14 protein-coding genes are annotated in these 16,182 nt (G+C 67.2%); 10 read left to right on the plus strand and 4 right to left on the minus strand.

All coding sequences use genetic code 11. From position 1 onward, the window contains the following. The first annotated feature begins 178 nt into the window (after positions 1–178). From NF551_RS14755 to NF551_RS14765, 3 genes are all read left to right on the plus strand, one after another. A complete protein-coding gene (locus tag NF551_RS14755) occupies positions 179–1,465 on the plus strand; it encodes an ammonium transporter (RefSeq protein WP_227895834.1) in 1,287 nt (428 codons plus the stop codon). A gap of 170 nt (positions 1,466–1,635) precedes the next feature. Further along, complete coding sequence (locus tag NF551_RS14760; protein ID WP_227895835.1) at positions 1,636–2,394, plus strand: LamB/YcsF family protein; 759 nt, start codon at positions 1,636–1,638, stop codon at positions 2,392–2,394. Further along, entirely contained in the window at positions 2,375–4,060 is a 1,686-nt protein-coding gene (locus NF551_RS14765) for a 5-oxoprolinase subunit B/C family protein (protein WP_227895836.1), read from the plus strand. Before NF551_RS14760 ends, NF551_RS14765 begins: the two co-directional genes overlap by 20 nt. On the opposite strand, the gene NF551_RS14770 is transcribed toward NF551_RS14765, so the two are convergent. Continuing rightward, positions 4,049–5,836 carry a thiamine pyrophosphate-requiring protein gene (locus tag NF551_RS14770; protein ID WP_227895837.1) on the minus strand — a complete coding sequence of 596 codons (1,788 nt, stop codon included), beginning with the start codon at positions 5,834–5,836 and terminating at the stop codon, positions 4,049–4,051. The genes NF551_RS14765 and NF551_RS14770 overlap by 12 nt on opposite strands. Positions 5,837–6,013: 177 nt before the next feature. Here NF551_RS14770 and NF551_RS14775 point away from each other — a divergent pair, with 177 nt between their 5' ends. The 5 genes from NF551_RS14775 (at position 6,014) to NF551_RS14795 (ending at position 12,632) form a co-directional block, all read left to right on the plus strand. Further along, positions 6,014–7,030, plus strand: coding sequence for an AraC family transcriptional regulator (locus NF551_RS14775; RefSeq protein WP_227895838.1), 1,017 nt, complete (start codon positions 6,014–6,016; stop codon positions 7,028–7,030). Between the two features lie 171 nt (positions 7,031–7,201). Continuing rightward, the gene (locus tag NF551_RS14780; RefSeq protein ID WP_227895839.1) at positions 7,202–8,323 is read left to right on the plus strand and encodes a sugar ABC transporter substrate-binding protein; all 1,122 of its coding nucleotides are present in this window, start codon (positions 7,202–7,204) and stop codon (positions 8,321–8,323) included. Between the two features lie 81 nt (positions 8,324–8,404). Further along, positions 8,405–9,976 (plus strand): sugar ABC transporter ATP-binding protein, encoded by a 1,572-nt coding sequence (locus tag NF551_RS14785; protein ID WP_227895840.1) that lies wholly within the window; start codon positions 8,405–8,407, stop codon positions 9,974–9,976. A 49-nt stretch (positions 9,977–10,025) separates the two neighbouring features. Then, positions 10,026–11,066: an ABC transporter permease gene (locus NF551_RS14790; protein WP_227895841.1), complete on the plus strand. Its 1,041-nt coding sequence runs from the start codon at positions 10,026–10,028 to the stop codon at positions 11,064–11,066. Between the two features lie 108 nt (positions 11,067–11,174). Continuing rightward, positions 11,175–12,632 carry a benzaldehyde dehydrogenase gene (locus tag NF551_RS14795; protein WP_227895842.1) on the plus strand — a complete coding sequence of 486 codons (1,458 nt, stop codon included), beginning with the start codon at positions 11,175–11,177 and terminating at the stop codon, positions 12,630–12,632. A 43-nt stretch (positions 12,633–12,675) separates the two neighbouring features. Here the strand turns inward: NF551_RS14795 and NF551_RS14800 are convergent, their stop codons facing one another. From NF551_RS14800 to NF551_RS14810, 3 genes are read right to left on the minus strand one after another with little or no spacing between them, the layout of a single operon-like run. After that, positions 12,676–13,134, minus strand: a complete 459-nt coding sequence (locus tag NF551_RS14800; protein WP_227895843.1) for a carboxymuconolactone decarboxylase family protein — start codon at positions 13,132–13,134, stop codon at positions 12,676–12,678. Beyond that, positions 13,131–13,457, minus strand: a complete 327-nt coding sequence (locus NF551_RS14805; protein WP_227895844.1) for a GNAT family N-acetyltransferase — start codon at positions 13,455–13,457, stop codon at positions 13,131–13,133. The genes NF551_RS14800 and NF551_RS14805 overlap by 4 nt, the downstream gene beginning before the upstream one ends. Before the next feature lie 50 nt (positions 13,458–13,507). Continuing rightward, the gene (locus NF551_RS14810; protein ID WP_227895845.1) at positions 13,508–14,497 is read right to left on the minus strand and encodes a pirin family protein; all 990 of its coding nucleotides are present in this window, start codon (positions 14,495–14,497) and stop codon (positions 13,508–13,510) included. A gap of 155 nt (positions 14,498–14,652) precedes the next feature. Here NF551_RS14810 and NF551_RS14815 point away from each other — a divergent pair, with 155 nt between their 5' ends. Continuing rightward, entirely contained in the window at positions 14,653–15,189 is a 537-nt protein-coding gene (locus tag NF551_RS14815) for a dihydrofolate reductase family protein (RefSeq protein WP_227895846.1), read from the plus strand. Between the two features lie 138 nt (positions 15,190–15,327). Beyond that, complete coding sequence (locus tag NF551_RS14820; protein ID WP_227895847.1) at positions 15,328–16,164, plus strand: alpha/beta fold hydrolase; 837 nt, start codon at positions 15,328–15,330, stop codon at positions 16,162–16,164. The last annotated feature ends 18 nt before the right edge of the window (positions 16,165–16,182 follow it).

Below are 16,182 nucleotides of genomic sequence, written 5' to 3' on the forward strand. Positions count from 1 at the left end.
AGCTGTTAACACGGACCTAACCTGCAGGCGCTGCCCCCTGTAACACGCCGGCTCCTACTCTTGGAGGGCGGCGCGCTTCCACCGGACGGACACCTGGGAACGCGGCTGCACAGGTCTCGCGCAAACACCAGTTCCCGACCAGCCCATGCGGCTGGTCCGTCCCGGAATGGAGCCGCACATGGACTCTGGAAACACCGCCTGGCTGCTCGCCAGCGCCGCGCTCGTCTGCCTGATGATTCCCGGAATTGCCTTCTTCTACGGCGGAATGGTGGGGTCGCGGCGGATCCTGAACATGATGATGATGTGTTTCGGCAGCGCGAGCCTGGTTGCCATCCTCTGGGTGCTTTTCGGATACTCCGCGGCTTTCGGCAACTCGCTCGGCTCCCTGGGCCTGCTGGGGAACCCGGTGGAGTTCTTCGGACTGGAGCAGCTTCTCACCGAAGATCCGGCGGCTGCGCTTCCGGGAGCCCTCTTTGCCGTCTTCCAGCTGATGTTCGCCTGCGTCACTACTGCCCTGGTGGCAGGGGCAGCAGCGGGCCGGATGAAGTTCGGGGCCTGGATGGTTTTCGCCGGTCTCTGGGCTGCACTGGTCTACTTTCCGGTCGCGCACTGGGTCTTCGCCTTCGACAATGAGGACGGCACCGTGGTGGGCGGGTGGATCGCCAACATGCTCGGAGCCATTGACTTCGCCGGCGGTACCGCCGTCCATATGAACGCAGGTGTTGCGGCACTGGCGCTGGCGCTGGTCCTGGGCCGGAGCCGGGGCTGGCCGCAGGTGGTCAGCCGGCCGCACAACCGTCCGCTCGTGATCCTGGGCGCCAGCCTGCTGTGGGTGGGGTGGTACGGCTTCAACGCCGGCTCCGCCCTAAGCGCAGGACACACTGCCGCCGTCGTCTTCCTGAATACGGCCGTGGCTGCTGCCGCCGGCCTGCTGGGGTGGGCCCTCATGGAGCGGCTGCGCCTTGGCCGGTCCTCCACCCTGGGTGCTGCCTCCGGGCTGATCGCCGGGCTCGTGGCCATCACTCCGGCCTGCGGGGCCGTCAGTCCGCTCGGAGCCGTGGCCATCGGCGCCATCGCCGGGCTGGTCTGTTCCCTCGCCATCGAGTGGAAGTTCCGCCTGGGATATGACGATTCCCTCGACGTCGTGGGCGTGCACCTGGTGGGCGGCATCATCGGCACCCTCCTGATCGGCTTCTTCGCCACGGATGCCGCCCCGAACGGGGTCAGTGGAGTCTTCTACGGCGGCGGATGGAGCCAGCTGGGGATCCAGGCGGTTGCGACCGTCGCGGTGCTGGCCTACTCCTTCATCCTTACCTGGGCGATTGCCAAGGCCCTGGACCTGGTGATGGGCCTTCGCGTTCCGGAGGAACATGAGCTGAAGGGCATCGACCTTGCGGCCCATTCGGAATCGGCGTACTTCAACGATGACGAGCCGGCGGAACTGGGGGCACCTGCACGCCAATAGCCCGCAGCCGGTAAAGATGTTGAACATAACGCCGCCTGCCCGGGGGACGCTATGTTCAACATCTTTTTCGCTGCCGCGGACACAATCGTCAGGAAGCGCAAAGATGTTGAACATAACCGGCGAAAACGGAAAGCTGGGGAGCTCCAGCTTCTTCGACAAAGGAAACCGACATGGCCACGATCGACCTGAATGCCGACGTCGGGGAATCTTTTGGCCGCTGGTCCCTTGGGGATGACATGGCAATGATCGGCGCCGTTTCCAGTGTGAACGTCGCCTGCGGTTTCCACGCGGGGGACGCCGGCACCATGTACGCGGCCTGCATCGCTGCCGCCGGGGCCGGGACCGCCGTCGGCGCCCATCCCGGCTACCGCGACCTCTCGGGTTTCGGACGGCGTGCCCTGGACGTGGAGCCGGCTGAGCTGACCGGAGAGATCATCTACCAGATCGGCGCGCTGCAGTCCCTGGCCCTGGCGGCCGGGACGAGGGTCAGCTACGTCAAGCCGCACGGCGCCCTCTACAACACCATCGCCGTGGACCCGCGCCAGGCCGGCGCCGTGATCGACGCGGTCGGCGCAGTGGATCCCGGCCTGCCGCTGGTGGTCCTCCCGGGCTCCGTGGTTGAACGTCTGGCCGCCGAGGCCGGATTGCGCACCATTGCCGAAGTGTTTGCGGACCGCGCCTACACCCCTGACGGCACGCTGGTCTCCAGGACGGTTCCCGGAGCCGTGCTCCAAGACCTCGGCGAAATCACCGACCATGTCCTGCGGCTCGCGCTGGACGGCAAGATCCAGGCCGTGGACGGCACCGTCATCGATGTCGCCGCCGAGAGCATCTGTGTCCACGGTGACACCCCCGGGGCGGTAGCCATGGGCCGGGCCGTCCGGGTTGCCCTGGAAGAAAACGGCGTCGATGTTGCCAGCTTCATCTGAACCCGGGATCTCCTCCCCGGTCCTGTTCGTGCGGCGGGCCGGGGAACGGGCACTGCTGGTGGAGCTCGCCGGACCCGCAGGGGCCGCTGCCTTGCACTCCCGCCTGCAGGCAGACCCGCTTCCCGGGCAGACCGGGCTTGTTCCGGCGGCCTGCACCGTGCTGGTCCGCCTGGCAACCCCGGCGCACGCCCGGCAGGCGGCAGGCCTGCTTGCCGAGCTGGAGCTCCGTGCCGCCGACCGTGCCGGCCAGGCGGGGCTGGTGGAACTGGACACCGTGTACGACGGCGAGGACCTGGCTGAGGTTGCCCGCCTCACCGGCCTCGGGTCCGCCGATGCCGTCGCCGAGGCACACAGCGCCGCCGTCTGGACCGCTGCCTTCTGCGGGTTCGCTCCGGGCTTCGCGTACCTGACCGGAGGCGACCCGCGGCTGGACGTCCCCCGGCGGGCCGAGCCGCGAACCGCCGTCCCGGCCGGAGCCGTTGCACTTGCCGGCGCTTACTCCGCCGCGTACCCCGGCTCGTCCCCGGGCGGTTGGCAGCTGATTGGCCGGACGTCGGCGCCGCTGTGGGATCTTGAGCGTGAGCAACCCGCCCTGATCTGTCCGGGAGCGACGGTACGGTTCCGGCCGGTGCGCGAGCAGCTTGCCCTCCGGCAGCGCCCTGCCGCAGCCCTGCACACGGCAGCTGCGCCCATATCCGTGGAACGCACCATACCGGGGGAACACACCGTCGCCGGGAATCCCGGCCCGCCGCCCGCCGCCGTCGTTCTTGATCCGGGCCCGCAATCCACCATCCAGGACCTGGGCAGGCCCGGCTACAGCCATGTTGGCGTCGGCCGCTCCGGCGCTGCCGACCGCTCCGCCCTGGTCCGCGCGAACCGGATGGTGGGCAATCCTGCCGGAGCCGCCGGCCTGGAAGTCCTGTTCGGCGGGCTGCGGCTCCGGGCAGAGCGGGATCTGGTCGTTGCCGCCACCGGAGCCTCAACTCCACTGGCGCTGCAGGCCGCTGACAGGCCGGAGCGTCCGGCTCCGTTCGATGCTCCCTTCCTGCTGCGGGCTGACGAGGTCCTTTCGCTGGGCCCGCCGGCCGCCGGGCTGCGCACTTACCTCGCCGTCCGCGGCGGCCTGGCCGGAGAGCCGGTGCTGGGCAGCCAGTCGACGGACACACTGGCGGGCCTGGGACCGGAGCCACTCACGGCAGGACGCGGACTCGGTGTGGGGCCGGAACCCGGAACCGCCGTCGGCCTGCCCGAGCCCGCTCCGCCGCTGCCGGGGACGGAGGCCGGGGCGGGGACGGAGACGGACGTCCAGCTGCGCTACATTCCCGGGCCGCGTGAGGACTGGTTCGACGCCGCAGGACTGGACGGGTTCGCCTCCCGGACCTGGACGGCGGCGCAGGACTCGAACCGCGTCGGCATCCGATTCTCCGGTGAGCCGCTGACCGGGCGGCGTTCCGGGGAACTGGAGAGCGAAGCTGTGCTGCCCGGCGCGGTCCAGATCCCTCCCTCGGGCCTGCCGATCCTCTTCCTTGCCGATGCTCCGGTGACGGGCGGGTATCCCGTGATCGGCGTCGTCGTGCAGGCGGACCTGGACCTGGCTGCCCAGCTTCGGCCGGGCACGTCGGTGCGGTTCACCCCTGTCCTTCCTCCTGAGGAGCTACGGGACTAGGTCTTCTTCCTGGCCCAGGTAGGTCTCAAGAAGCTCGCGGGCGTGCTGTGTGGCGGGCCCCTCCTTCACCAGTGCGTCCATCATCGACTGGCCCTGTTCCTTTCCTCCGGGGAACGGGGGCAGCAGGGGAACGTCCGGATCGGACATCACTTCGATCAGCACCGGCCGGTCCGCGTCCAGCGCCGCATCCCACGCGGCCCCGATCTTCGCGGGATCATCCACCCGGATCCCCTGCAGGCCGAGCAGCTCGGCGTACCGCGCGTAGGAGAAGTCCGGCAGCGCCTGGCTCTGGTCGAACCGGGGATCCCCTTCCATCTCACGCTGTTCCCAGGTGACCTCGGCGAGTTCGCCGTTATTGAGCACCATCACCACGAAGCGCGGATCCGCCCAGTCCGGCCACAGCCTGCTGACAGTGATCAGCTCCGCCACACCGGCCATTTGCATGGCACCGTCACCGGACAGTGCAATGACCGGACGCTCCGGGTCTGCCAGTTTCGCCGCCAGCCCGTACGGGATGGAGCAGCCCATGCTGGCAAGGGTGCTGGAGAGGTGTGCCGGGACTCCCGCGGGAAGGCGCAGCTGCCGCGCGTACCAGTACACAACGCTGCCGACGTCGACGGCCACCTGCGCGTTGCCGGGCAGCCGGCCGCTGAGCTCACGCACGGCGAGTTCCGGGTTCACCGGCCGGGCGGGGGTTCCGGCGCGCTCGGCCGCGAGCCGGTGCCAGTCCTGGACAGCCCCTTCGACCCGGGTCCGCCACGCTGATTCCGGGCGTGGCTCCACCAGCGGCAGCAGCGACTCAAGGCTGGCGGCCGCCTCTCCCGTGACCGCGGCTTCCACCGGATACCGGTTGCCGATCGCCGCAGCGTCGATGTCGATCTGGACGGCCCGCGCGGCCCCGGGCGGCGGATAGAACTCCGTCCACGGGTCATTCGAGCCCACGATCAGCAGGGTGTCGCACTCCCCCATCACGACGCCGCTGGCGCTGGTGCCCAGATGCCCCATCACGCCTGCGGCCAGCGGATGCGACTCATCGACATAGGGCTTCCCCATCAGGGACGTGGTGATGCCGGCGCCGATTTTCTCTGCCAGTGCCTTGACCTGCGGCCAGGCTTCGCGCGCACCCTGACCGACCAGGAAGGCGACCCGGGCGCCGTCGTTGATCACCGCTGCTGCGGCTTCCAGGTCTGCCTGCCCCGGCACCAGGTTGGGCGGGCTCCAGACGGGAGCGGTGGTGATGATGCCGTGTTCGTGCTCCAGCTCCGGCGCAGGCGCCTGCTGGACATCATGCGGGATGATGACGACGGCGGGTCCCCGGTCCGCGAGCGCGGACTTGAACGCCCGGTCCAGCACCAGCGGTATCTGCTCGGGACTGTTGACCTGCTGGCGGAACGACGACGCGACGTCGCGGGTGAGGTTCAGCAGGTCGATTTCCTGCATGTACGCAGAGCCCAGGACCGTCCGGGACTGCTGGCCGATGATGGCGACCACGGGAACGCTGTCCATCTTTGCGTCATAGAGCCCGTTGAGCAGGTGCACGGCACCGGGGCCCTGGGTGGAGAGCATGACGCCCACCCCGCCGGTGTACTTGGCGTGCCCAACAGCCATGAAAGCGGCGTTCTCCTCATGCCGCACCTGCACGAACCGCGGTGCCCCTGCGCGCCGGAGGGCCCCAAGGACCGTGTTGATTCCGTCTCCGCTGTAGCCGAAGATGCGCTGCACCCCCCAGGCCTGGAGCCGGTCAACAATGACATCAGCGACGAGCCGTTCTCCCATGGAAGCCTCCTGCAATCAGCATGCTTACGGTTAGGCACCACTATTCCATTGAGTCCTGCGGCGTAAAAGCCCGGACGCCCCCGCGGCTAGTCACAGTGAGTGGCACCCGTCACATGTGGCTTACTCTGGAGGCACTGCCCAATCCGGAACCATGACACCTGCCTGGAGGTGCCGGCCATGCCTGTTTCCACACCGCTGACCCACGGCGGACCAGTTCACCGTGCCCCTGCCGGAGACTGCCGCACCAGCCGCTTCTCCACAGCCCAGGCACCACTGGCTCAGCGGCTGGACCTCTGGGAGGAGTACAACGAGCAGGCCCTCTTCGGACTGCGGTGCAGCACGCTCTCCGAGCGGAGCCTGCTGGCCACCCAGACGAACCTCGAGCTGCCCCGGATCCGCCTGACCCACATCAGCGGCAACGACCATGTGATCGAACGGGCACCGGAGAACATCCGCAGGAATCCAGTGGACGCGGTAATGCTCTGCCTGCTGCTCGAAGGGAAGGCATTTTTCTACCACGATGCCGGGTGTGAGACCCTGACCGCCGGCGAAGCCGTTGTCTACGACGCCAACCGTCCCTTTATGTACGGTTTTTCCACGGACATGCGGCAGGTCATCGTGGAGGTCCCCCGCGCTGTCCTGCGGGAACTGGAGGTCCGCGAAGACTATTTCAAGCCCCGCGTGCTGCACATCGCAGGTTCTCCCGCCGCCACGCACGCTGCGGCCACCGCCACCGCGGTGCTCGGTGCCTTCCGGAACCCGGTCGCGGATTCCGCCGAACTCGAAACGAATGTCCTGGAGCTGTTTTCCCTCGTCACGGGCGATCCCGGAGCGGCGCCGTCCCTGGCCTATCTGGCCGCCGCACGCGACTACATCCGGGCCAATCTGGGCAGCCCGGACCTGTCGCTGGCACGGGTGGCACGAGCCGTCGGCATCAGCGAACGGCACCTGACCCGGGTCTTCACTGACGCTGGAACCACACCGGCGAAGTACGTTTTGGAAAGCCGGCTGGCCCGTGCCCGTGAGCTCCTGGCGGTTCCCGGCCTCGCCGCCGCATCCATCACCGAAGTGGCGGCTTCGGTCGGGTTCGTCTCCGCCGCGCACTTCTCCCGCACTTTCCGCCACCAGTACGGCTGCACACCCCGGGAAGCGCGGCAGTTTCCCCCGGCCTCCCCCGATGCCGGGCCAGCCTAGCTGCCACACCGGGATGGTCCCGGCTACCGGGAAACCTGCCGAAGCCGGCGCCCTTGCCGGTTCCGGACATCGGCTTGCCTGATCCGGACAATGCCTTCAGCCGAAGCCTGAGCCGCGGACACAGTGGGATCTACATCACACCCAGTGTCATTCCGAAAGGCTCCCGACACCATGAAAACCTCTTCCCGCCACCTGCTGGGACTGCTCGCAGTTCCCGCGCTGGCTCTTTCCCTCGCCGCCTGCGGCGGCTCCGGCGACGCCGCTTCCACCTCCGAAGCCACGGCCGGTTCCGCTGCAGTGGATACTGCGGCCCTTGAGACCATGCTCGCCGACTTCCAGAAGCCCCTCGAAGAAGAGGTGCCCACGGAATCAGCTCCCATCGCCAAGGGGAAGAGCATCGTCGTGATCCCCTGCACCTATTCGTCCGAGGCCTGTGCCCGCGGTGCGGATGCAGCTATGGAAGCTGCCGGTTCCCTCGGCTGGGAGACCCGCATGATCGACCCCGCAGGCAACCCGGAAAAGGCACGCCAGGCGGTCGAGCAGGCAATCCAGCTCGACGCTGACGGCATTATTTTCACCGCGGCAGTCGGCGACCAGATCGAAGGCGCCCTGCAGCAGGCCCGCGACGCCGGGATCTTCCTGGTCAACAGCATGTCCCCGGCCGATGACCGCTTCGACGTCGAAGTTGTCCCGGACGAAGACGTCTCCGGCAAGATGATGGCCGCCGCCATTGCCAACGACAGCAACGGAGAGGCCAAGATCCTCGTCACCACGGATCCGGCTTTCCCCTCCATCACCGCCCGGACCGAGGCGTTCACCAAGTGGCTTCCCGAGCTCTGCCCGGGCTGCGAGATCGTTGAAACCCTCGAGACCCAGATGTCCCAGCTGCAGTCGGGCCTGCCGCCGCAGATCCAGGCGACCCTGACGGCGAACCCGAACATCAACTACATCTGGACCCACACCGGAGCTGCTGTGGTCTCAAGCCAGGCAACCGTGGCACGCAGTGCCAACGGCGACACGATCAAAATGGTTTCCTACGACGGCAACTCTGCCAACCTGGCGCTGATCAAGGACGGCAAGAGCCAGTTTGCCGACGTCATCAAGCCCATGGAGCACACCGGCTACCTCTCCGTGCACGAGATGAACAAGCTGTTCGCCAACGGTGCCAGCGGCCACCAGATCATCGAGATGCCCAAGCGTCTGGTTGTGGCAGACACGCTGCCCGAACTCCCGTGGACCGGTGACTCCGACTGGAAGTCATCCTTCACCAAGATGTGGGAGAACGCGGGATAGATCCCGCGGCACCCACCGCGGCCGGCCCTTTCCGGGGCCGGCCGCACCCATTCACCCCCTCCCCGACTTCCAGGAGCATCCATGGAGCAGCCCGTTGCCCTGAGCATCCGCGGCATCAGCAAGACCTTCACGGGACAACTGGCCCTCGACGACGTCAGCCTGGACATACCGGCCGGTGCCATCACGGCGCTGCTGGGCATGAACGGTTCCGGCAAGTCGACGCTGATCAAGATCCTTGCCGGCGTCTACACGCCTGACCCGGGCGGATCACTGTCGGTCCGGAACCAGGACCTGGCGCTGCCGCTTACACCCGGTGCCGCCCACGCGGCCGGGCTCCGCTTCCTGCACCAGGACCTGGGGCTCGTGGATGCCCTGACGATCGCGGATAACTTCGCCCTGTCCGACGGCTTCTTTGCCCGCAGCTCCCTGTCCCGCGTGAAACTGCGCAGGGAGCACGCCCATGTGGCATCCACCCTGGAACTCCTCGGCATTGACGAGCATCCCGGACGGCTCGTCGGGGATCTTTCCCCTTCCGTCCGCACGATGGTCGGCATCGCGCGCGCCTTCCAGCACCGCTCCGGGAATGAAGCAGGGGACGACGCCGGCACCGGCGGCGCCGACGTCGATGCGCTTCGCCGCAACATCCTGATCCTGGACGAACCTACGGCTTCGCTGCCCGCCCACGAGGCTGACCGGGTGCTGGCGCTGCTGGACATGCTGCGCAGCCATGGCGGAACCGCTGTCTATGTGAGCCACCGGATCGAGGAAGTGCGGCGAATCGCGGACCACGTTGCCGTGCTGCGCGACGGACGGCTGGTTGCCCAGGAGCCTTTGGGCGAGCGCGACGCCGCAGCGATCGTCTCGCTGGTCATTGGCCGCGAGCTTGAAGCGCCCGCAATCCGTCCGGCGGAAGAACGCGAAGGCGCCGTGCTGCTGCGTACCCGTGGCCTGAGCGGACCGCGGCTGGACGGAGTGGACCTGGACGTCCGTGCCGGGGAAATCCTGGGTATTACCGGCCTCGTGGGCTGCGGCCGCAGCGAACTGGTGCGGCTCCTCGCAGGCGTGCAGCAGCCGTCGGCGGGAACCATGACAGTGGCGGGCAAGCCCTATGCTCCCGGCTCTGCAGCCGCTGCCATCACGGCCGGCGTCGCCTGCGTCCCGCAAAACCGCCGGCGGGACGGCGTTGTCCTGGACCTGGGCGTCGGGGAGAACCTGACGCTGGGACGGCTGGGCAGTTATACCCGCGGACCGATAATCAACCGTGCCGCCGAGAAGGCCGCAGCGCAGGACCTTGCCAAGCGCTTCCTGGTCAAGACAGCGTCCCTGGCCGCCCCGGTCCGCAGCCTCTCCGGCGGAAACCAGCAGAAGGTCGTCGTCGCGCGGGCCGCCAGCGGCTCGCCGCTGATGCTGCTGCTTGATGAACCGTCCCAGGGCGTGGATGCCCTGGCCCGCCAGGAGATCAGCCGGCTCCTGAAGGAACTTGCCGACGAAGGGGTGGCAGTCCTGGTCGCAAGCACCGACTATGACGATTTCGTCGGCCTGGCCGACCGCGTCGTCGTCCTGGACCGCGGGCGCATTGCCGCCGAACTCTCCGGCAGCGACATCACCGAAGACGCGGTCGCCCTGGCCTGCCAGACAGGCGCCCCGGCGTGATGGCCGCCCTTCCTCCTACCCACGAACATTCCTCCAAGGAGCCCCTACAGTGAACCTCCGCTTCAGCCCCGGCGCCCTGATGAAGAACTACGGCATCGTGGTCTTCCTCGTCCTGATGATCGTTGTATTCTCGGCGCTCATGCCCGATACCTTCGCAACGTCGGGCAACTTCCGCCAGATCCTGGCCGACCAGGCGGTGCCCGGCATCCTGGCGCTCGCCGTGATCCTGCCCCTGGCAGCCGGTGAATTCGACCTGTCCGTGGGGGCCAACCTGGGCATCTGCACCATTACCGGCATAGTGCTCGCCGGGAACGGCCTGCCGCTGCCCCTGATCATGCTCGCCACCCTGACCCTGGGCATGCTCATCGGTGCCATCAATGCCTTCATGACGATTGTCGTAGGAGTCAATGCCTTCATTGCGACGCTGGGCATGGCCACCATCCTCGCCGGCCTGAACCTGCTGCTGACCAATTCCACGCTCATCACCCACTCCTCCGACGCGTTCTCCGCGCTGACCGGTATCCGGCTTCCGGGCGGCCTGCAGGTTGTCATCTTCTATTTCCTGGCCGCGGCACTGGCGCTCTGGTTCATCCTGGAACGCACTCCGTTTGGGCGGTACCTGCGGGCGACCGGCATGGGCCGTGACGCCGCCGAACTCTCCGGCGTACGCACCAAGCGCTACCTGGCTGCCGCTTTCATTGGCGCCGGCCTGCTCGGCGGACTCGCCGGAACGCTGCAGGCTTCCCGCGCCGGCAACGCGACACCGGACCTAGGACCGGAGTTCCTGCTGCCGGCCTACGCGGCTGCCTTCCTCGGAGCCACTGCCATCCGGGCGGGCTACTTCAACGTGTGGGGAACCGTGGCGGGCGTGTACCTGCTGGCAGTCGGTGCCAACGGCCTCGTGATTCTCGGTGCCAAAACCTGGGTTACCAACGTCTTCAACGGTGTCGCCCTGCTCATCGCCGTCTCTGCCGCCACACTGGTGCAGCGCCGTAAAACCCGGGCCGTACGCCCTGCTCCGGCAGCACCGGCTACTACACCGTCTGCTGAAACCAGCGAGGCCCCGCAAAGCACAGGAACCACAGCCTAAGCCCCGACCCCGAACAGGCACCGGACAAAGAGAACAGGCCCTCCGCATCCGGTTGGCCTCCAGCATCCATCATTTTGACCCCTTCCCCTTCCGAATTTAGGAGCAGCAATGACCCTCCTCGCCACTTCCATCTGGCACGGCAAGATCTACACCGATTCCTGGACCGCCGGGTCCGCAGGCGTCCTTGATGCCATCGAACCCGCCACCGGCAACGTCCTCGGGTCGGTGGGCGCCGCCAACCGTGCCGACGCGCTCAGTGCGGCTTCCCGTGCAGCTGCCGCCCAGCAGGAATGGGCAAGGAAAAAGCCGGAAGAACGCGCTGCCGTGCTCCGGCGGGCGGGGTTGCTTTTCGAAGACCACGCCGAGGAAATCCAGGGCTGGATCATCCGCGAAACGGGTGCCATCGCCGCCAAGGCCGGACTGGAAACCCACATCGCCGCGAACGAATGCTACGAAGCCGCTGCCCTTCCGGCGCACCCTGCCGGAGACGTCCTGACCAGCAACGAAGAGCGCTGGTCCTTCGCCCGGCGCCGGGCAGCCGGCGTCGTCTCGGTCATTTCCCCGTTCAACTTTCCGCTGATCCTCTCCATCCGGTCCGTGGCCCCGGCTCTGGCCCTGGGCAACGCCGTGCTGCTGAAACCCGACCCCCGCACGAGCATCTCCGGCGGCGTCTCGATCATGCGGGTATTTGAAGAAGCCGGCCTGCCGGCAGGCCTGCTGCAGCTCCTCCCCGGCGGTGCCGACGTCGGCCAGGCACTGGTTGAGGCACCCGAAGTGCGGATTGTCTCCTTCACCGGCTCGACGGCGGCCGGCCGCAAGGTCGGTGAAACGGCCGGGCGGCTGCTCAAGCGTGCGCACCTGGAGCTCGGCGGGAACAACGCCCTGATCGTCCTCCCGGGCGCGGACCTGGACTTGGCGGCGTCGGCCGGAGCCTTCGGTTCCTTCATGCACCAGGGCCAGATCTGCATGACCACCGGACGCCATCTGGTCCACGAATCGCTGCTCGAAGAGTACGTTGAGCGGCTCAGCGCCAAGGCCAAGGCCCTTCCCGTCGGGGATCCGTGCACCGGGCAGGTGGCCCTGGGCCCGATCATCGACGAGCGGCAGCGGGACAACATCGACCGCTTGGTCCGGGCTGCGAAGGACGCCGGCGCCGAGGTCGCTGCCGGCGGAACCTACGAGAACCTCTTCTACCAGCCCACTGTGCTGACCGGCGTGACTCCGGACAACCCCGCCTGGACGGAGGAGATCTTCGGACCGGTGGCTCCGGTGATGGGTTTCTCCACCATCGACGAAGCCATCGAGCTGGCCAATGCCTCAGAGTACGGTCTTTCTGTAGGCGTGCTGGGTGACGTGGGAATGGCGATGGAGGTCGCCGACCGGGTGGTATCCGGCAAGGTCCACATCAACGAGCAGACCGTCTCCGACGAGGCCAACTCACCGTTCGGAGGAATGGGCGCTTCCGGTACCGGTTCCCGCTTCGGCGGCGCAGCTGCGAACATCGAGGCCTTTACCGAGACGCAGTGGCTGACCATGCGCCCGGAAATCGCCAGCTACCCGTTCTAGCGGCCAGCTGGGGAACAGTCCCGCTGCGCCGGCATCTGCCGGCTCAGCGGGGCTTGACCGGGTGTCCGCTGATGATGGAAACCCGGTTGAAGGCGTTCATCGTGACGATTGCCCAGCTCAGGACCGAAAACTGCTCGGGGCTCAGCAGGGCCTGGTACTTCTCGAAGATTTCCCCGCGCTGCTCCCCGTCGGGCAGGTGCGTCAGCGCTTCAGCCAGTCCCAGGGCGGCACGTTCTGTGTCGTCGAAAACCGCGGTGTCCCGCCAGGCGGGCAGGACGGCGAGGCGCTGCGGAGTCTCACCTTCTTCCAGTGCCTGGCGGGTATGCAGGTCCAGGCAATAGGCGCAGCCGTTGAGCTGGGAGACGCGGAGGTTGACGAGTTCCATCACGATCCGGCCGAGCCCGGCTTCCGCTGCCGCGGCCCGTACGGCAGCCGCGGTGGAGGCGAGCGCCGAATAGACCGCGCGGTGCTGCTTGTCGATGAATACCTTTGTACCGCTCATGCCGTACCCGCCTCCGCACGTTCCGCATCCGCCGCAGCCTGGGGCCAGTCCACGATCTCCCCGTATTCAGGATGCCGCTTGAGCCATTTCGCAATAAAGGGGCACAGCGGAATAATCCGCAGGCCGGCATCGCGTACGTGCTCGATCGCGTAGCGCGCGAGTTCGCCCGCCAGCCCCAACCCCGCGTAGGCCTCGGACACCTCGGTGTGGGTAAAGACCCGGCGGCCCTCCCGGTTCCGGTAGGCGGCGAACCCGGCAACCACACCGCCGTCGTCGTCGATGATTTCGTAGCGCTGCTGCGCGGGATTGTCCTGGAGATGCATGGAGTGCCTTTCGGTTAGCTGCGCGGACTCGGTTAGCTGCGCGGACTCGGTTAGCTGCGCGGGCGGAGCCGGACGCCGGGCAGGACCGGCGCGGGAAGCGGGGGCAGGGGATCGTTGGGAACCGCGGAGAACCGGGTGGCCGGTTCAGCGCCGGGATGCGCCTCGGCACCGATGTGCTGCTGCCAATCGCGGCGGTACTGCACGATTTCCTCATGGCTGCGGCCAATGAAGTTCCACCACATGACGATGGTCTCGCCCAGCGGCTCCCCGCCGATCAGGACAGCACGCACCGGACTGCCCGGCGGTGCCGTGATCCGCAGCGCCGCAGCTCCCGGGGCACGGTACGCCAGCTCACCGGGCGCGACGGCGGTGCCCTGGAACTCCAGATCCGTCCCGTCTGCCAGTACCCCGTATTCGAAGCGCGGATCGGCCTCGAGTTCCAGTGTGGTTCCGGGTTCCAGCAGCAGCTCGGCACCGACGATGGGCGAATGCATGCGCACCGGGGAGGACGATCCGGCCAGGTCCCCTACGAAGACGCGCAGCTGCCAGCCGGGGCCGGTCACAGGCTCCGGGGCATAGTGTTCAAACCGCGGTTCCGTTCCGCGGGCCCGGTCCGGAAGGGCAATCCAGAGCTGGACGCCGTGCAGGATCCCAGTGGCCGGCGTGGAGACTTCGGAGTGCGCAATCCCGCGTCCGGCAGTCATCAGGTTGACTTCCCCGGGGCGGACCATGGCGTGCGCTCCGGAGCTGTCACGGTGTTCGATTTCCCCGGTGAACAGCCAGCTGACTGTCTGCAGGCCTGTGTGCGGGTGCGGCGGCACCACCATCCCGCCGGTTCGCGCGACGTCGTCCGGCCCATAATGATCCACGAAGCACCAGGCGCCGATCAGGCTCCGGCTGCGCTGCGGCAGTGTGCGGCGCACGGGCATGGCGCGCGGGCCGCCCAGCGGCACATCCCGGGGAACATGGATTTCGACGCCGGGCCCTGCGGGACGAGCCGCACATTCCACCTCTGCCGGTGCACTCTCGACGTTGCTCATGATGTCCATTCCCTTCGGCCGCCTGCGCCAAGGCTACATGCATATGCATCTATTTACAGCAGTGCCCGGCAAACCCCTGCCCCATTTGCCACATCGCGCCAGTCTGGACGGGTGCATCCTAACGCCCGGGCTGCCCCGGAACCTATGCTCGATCCATGGCAAAAGTCATCTATTACGTGGCGTCATCACTGGATGGCTACATTGCCACCGAAGACAACCAGCTCGACTGGCTGCTGGGATTCGGCTTCGAATCGTTCCAGGACCACTACGACCGCTTCATGGCCGGCGTTGGGGCGATCGTCATGGGATCCGAAACCTATGACTGGATCCGCGCCGAGCAGCCGGACGCCTGGGACTACGGGAGGCTTCCGTGCCTTGTCCTGACGCACCGGGAGCTTGTTGCGCCCGCTGAAACCGGCGTCAGCTTCGTTCAGGGCAACATTCAGCCCGTCCTGGAGCTGGCCACGGCCCTGGCCGGCGGAGGGAACGTTTGGGTGGTGGGCGGAGGAAATGTCGCCGCACAGTTTGCCGACGCCGGACTGCTGGACGAGCTCTGGATCACCTATATGCCTGTTGCGCTGGGACGGGGCCGGCCCCTGCTGCCGGTCGCGGCTCCCACCGGGCGGATGCGCCTGATCGGGACAACGCAGTTCAACGGCGGAGCGGCAGAACTTCGGTTTGCGGCCGGCTAGCCAACCGAATACTCAGGCGGCTTGGTTTTCCTGCGTGTCGCAGCCGCTGGTATGCCTGTCGGGCGGACGTGATGCCGGTACAGTTCACTTTTGCACCACTTCCCCACACGCTGCTCCAGTACAAAGGCCGCCGCCCTCATGACGACTGACGTTTCGACGCGCAATAATGTCCAGATTCTTGGCAACGCAGCGGGTCCGGTGGTGATGTTTGCCCACGGTTTCGGATGCGACCAGGGCATGTGGCACCGGATGATTCCGTACTTCACGGACCAGTTCCGGGTAGTGGTGTTCGACCACGTGGGTTCCGGCGGCTCGGACCTGAACGCCTATGACCCGGCCAAGTACGCCACCTTGGACGGCTATGTCAGCGACCTGCTCGAAATCTGCGACGTTCTCGACCTGCAGGACGTGACCTTCGTGGGGCACAGCGTCGGCGCGATGATGGCGGTGGCAGCAGCAGCCTCCGAGCCTTCGCGCTTTTCCCGGCTCGTCCTCGTGGCTTCCTCGCCCAGCTACATGGACCGCCCCGGCGACGGGTATACGGGAGGCTTTTCCGAGGCGGATATCGACGAACTGCTTGTCTCCCTCGATTCGAACTACATTGTGTGGGCAGCGGCCATGGCGCCGATGATCATGGGCAACCCGGACAGCCCCGAACTGCACAGCGAACTCGAAGGCAGCTTCTGCCGCCTCGATCCGGCTGTTGCCCGGGGGTTCGCCCGGGTCTCCTTCCGTTCCGATGTCCGTGACCAGCTGGCTGAGGTGCAGGTTCCCACCCTGATCCTGCAGTGCTCCAATGACCTGCTGGCACCTCCGCACATCGGCGCCTATACCCGGGAAAGGATGCCGGCGAGCACGTTGGTCCAGCTGAAAGCGACCGGCCATCTGCCCCATGTGAGCGCTCCGGACGAGACCGCCGAGGCCATTCTGGCCTACCTGTCTCCGCGCCCTCTTTTCCCGGTTCCAGCAGCGTGACCACCCCCTTCCAAGGCC

Origin of the sequence: Arthrobacter caoxuetaonis (genome assembly GCF_023921125.1) — a bacterium.
Lineage (GTDB): Bacteria > Actinomycetota > Actinomycetes > Actinomycetales > Micrococcaceae > Arthrobacter_B > Arthrobacter_B caoxuetaonis.

What these genes read in the sequence shown, in the direction of transcription:
- NF551_RS14785 (WP_227895840.1), top strand. Translation starts at nt 8,405, where the DNA reads ATGGAGCAGCCCGTTGCCCTGAGCATCCGCGGCATCAGCAAGACCTTC.
- NF551_RS14805 (WP_227895844.1), bottom strand. Translation starts at nt 13,457, where the DNA reads ATGCATCTCCAGGACAATCCCGCGCAGCAGCGCTACGAAATCATCGAC.
- NF551_RS14810 (WP_227895845.1), bottom strand. Translation starts at nt 14,497, where the DNA reads ATGAGCAACGTCGAGAGTGCACCGGCAGAGGTGGAATGTGCGGCTCGT.
- NF551_RS14755 (WP_227895834.1), top strand. Translation starts at nt 179, where the DNA reads ATGGACTCTGGAAACACCGCCTGGCTGCTCGCCAGCGCCGCGCTCGTC.
- NF551_RS14800 (WP_227895843.1), bottom strand. Translation starts at nt 13,134, where the DNA reads ATGAGCGGTACAAAGGTATTCATCGACAAGCAGCACCGCGCGGTCTAT.
- NF551_RS14780 (WP_227895839.1), top strand. Translation starts at nt 7,202, where the DNA reads ATGAAAACCTCTTCCCGCCACCTGCTGGGACTGCTCGCAGTTCCCGCG.
- NF551_RS14760 (WP_227895835.1), top strand. Translation starts at nt 1,636, where the DNA reads ATGGCCACGATCGACCTGAATGCCGACGTCGGGGAATCTTTTGGCCGC.
- NF551_RS14815 (WP_227895846.1), top strand. Translation starts at nt 14,653, where the DNA reads ATGGCAAAAGTCATCTATTACGTGGCGTCATCACTGGATGGCTACATT.
- NF551_RS14775 (WP_227895838.1), top strand. Translation starts at nt 6,014, where the DNA reads ATGCCTGTTTCCACACCGCTGACCCACGGCGGACCAGTTCACCGTGCC.
- NF551_RS14820 (WP_227895847.1), top strand. Translation starts at nt 15,328, where the DNA reads ATGACGACTGACGTTTCGACGCGCAATAATGTCCAGATTCTTGGCAAC.
- NF551_RS14795 (WP_227895842.1), top strand. Translation starts at nt 11,175, where the DNA reads ATGACCCTCCTCGCCACTTCCATCTGGCACGGCAAGATCTACACCGAT.
- NF551_RS14765 (WP_227895836.1), top strand. Translation starts at nt 2,375, where the DNA reads ATGTTGCCAGCTTCATCTGAACCCGGGATCTCCTCCCCGGTCCTGTTC.
- NF551_RS14770 (WP_227895837.1), bottom strand. Translation starts at nt 5,836, where the DNA reads ATGGGAGAACGGCTCGTCGCTGATGTCATTGTTGACCGGCTCCAGGCC.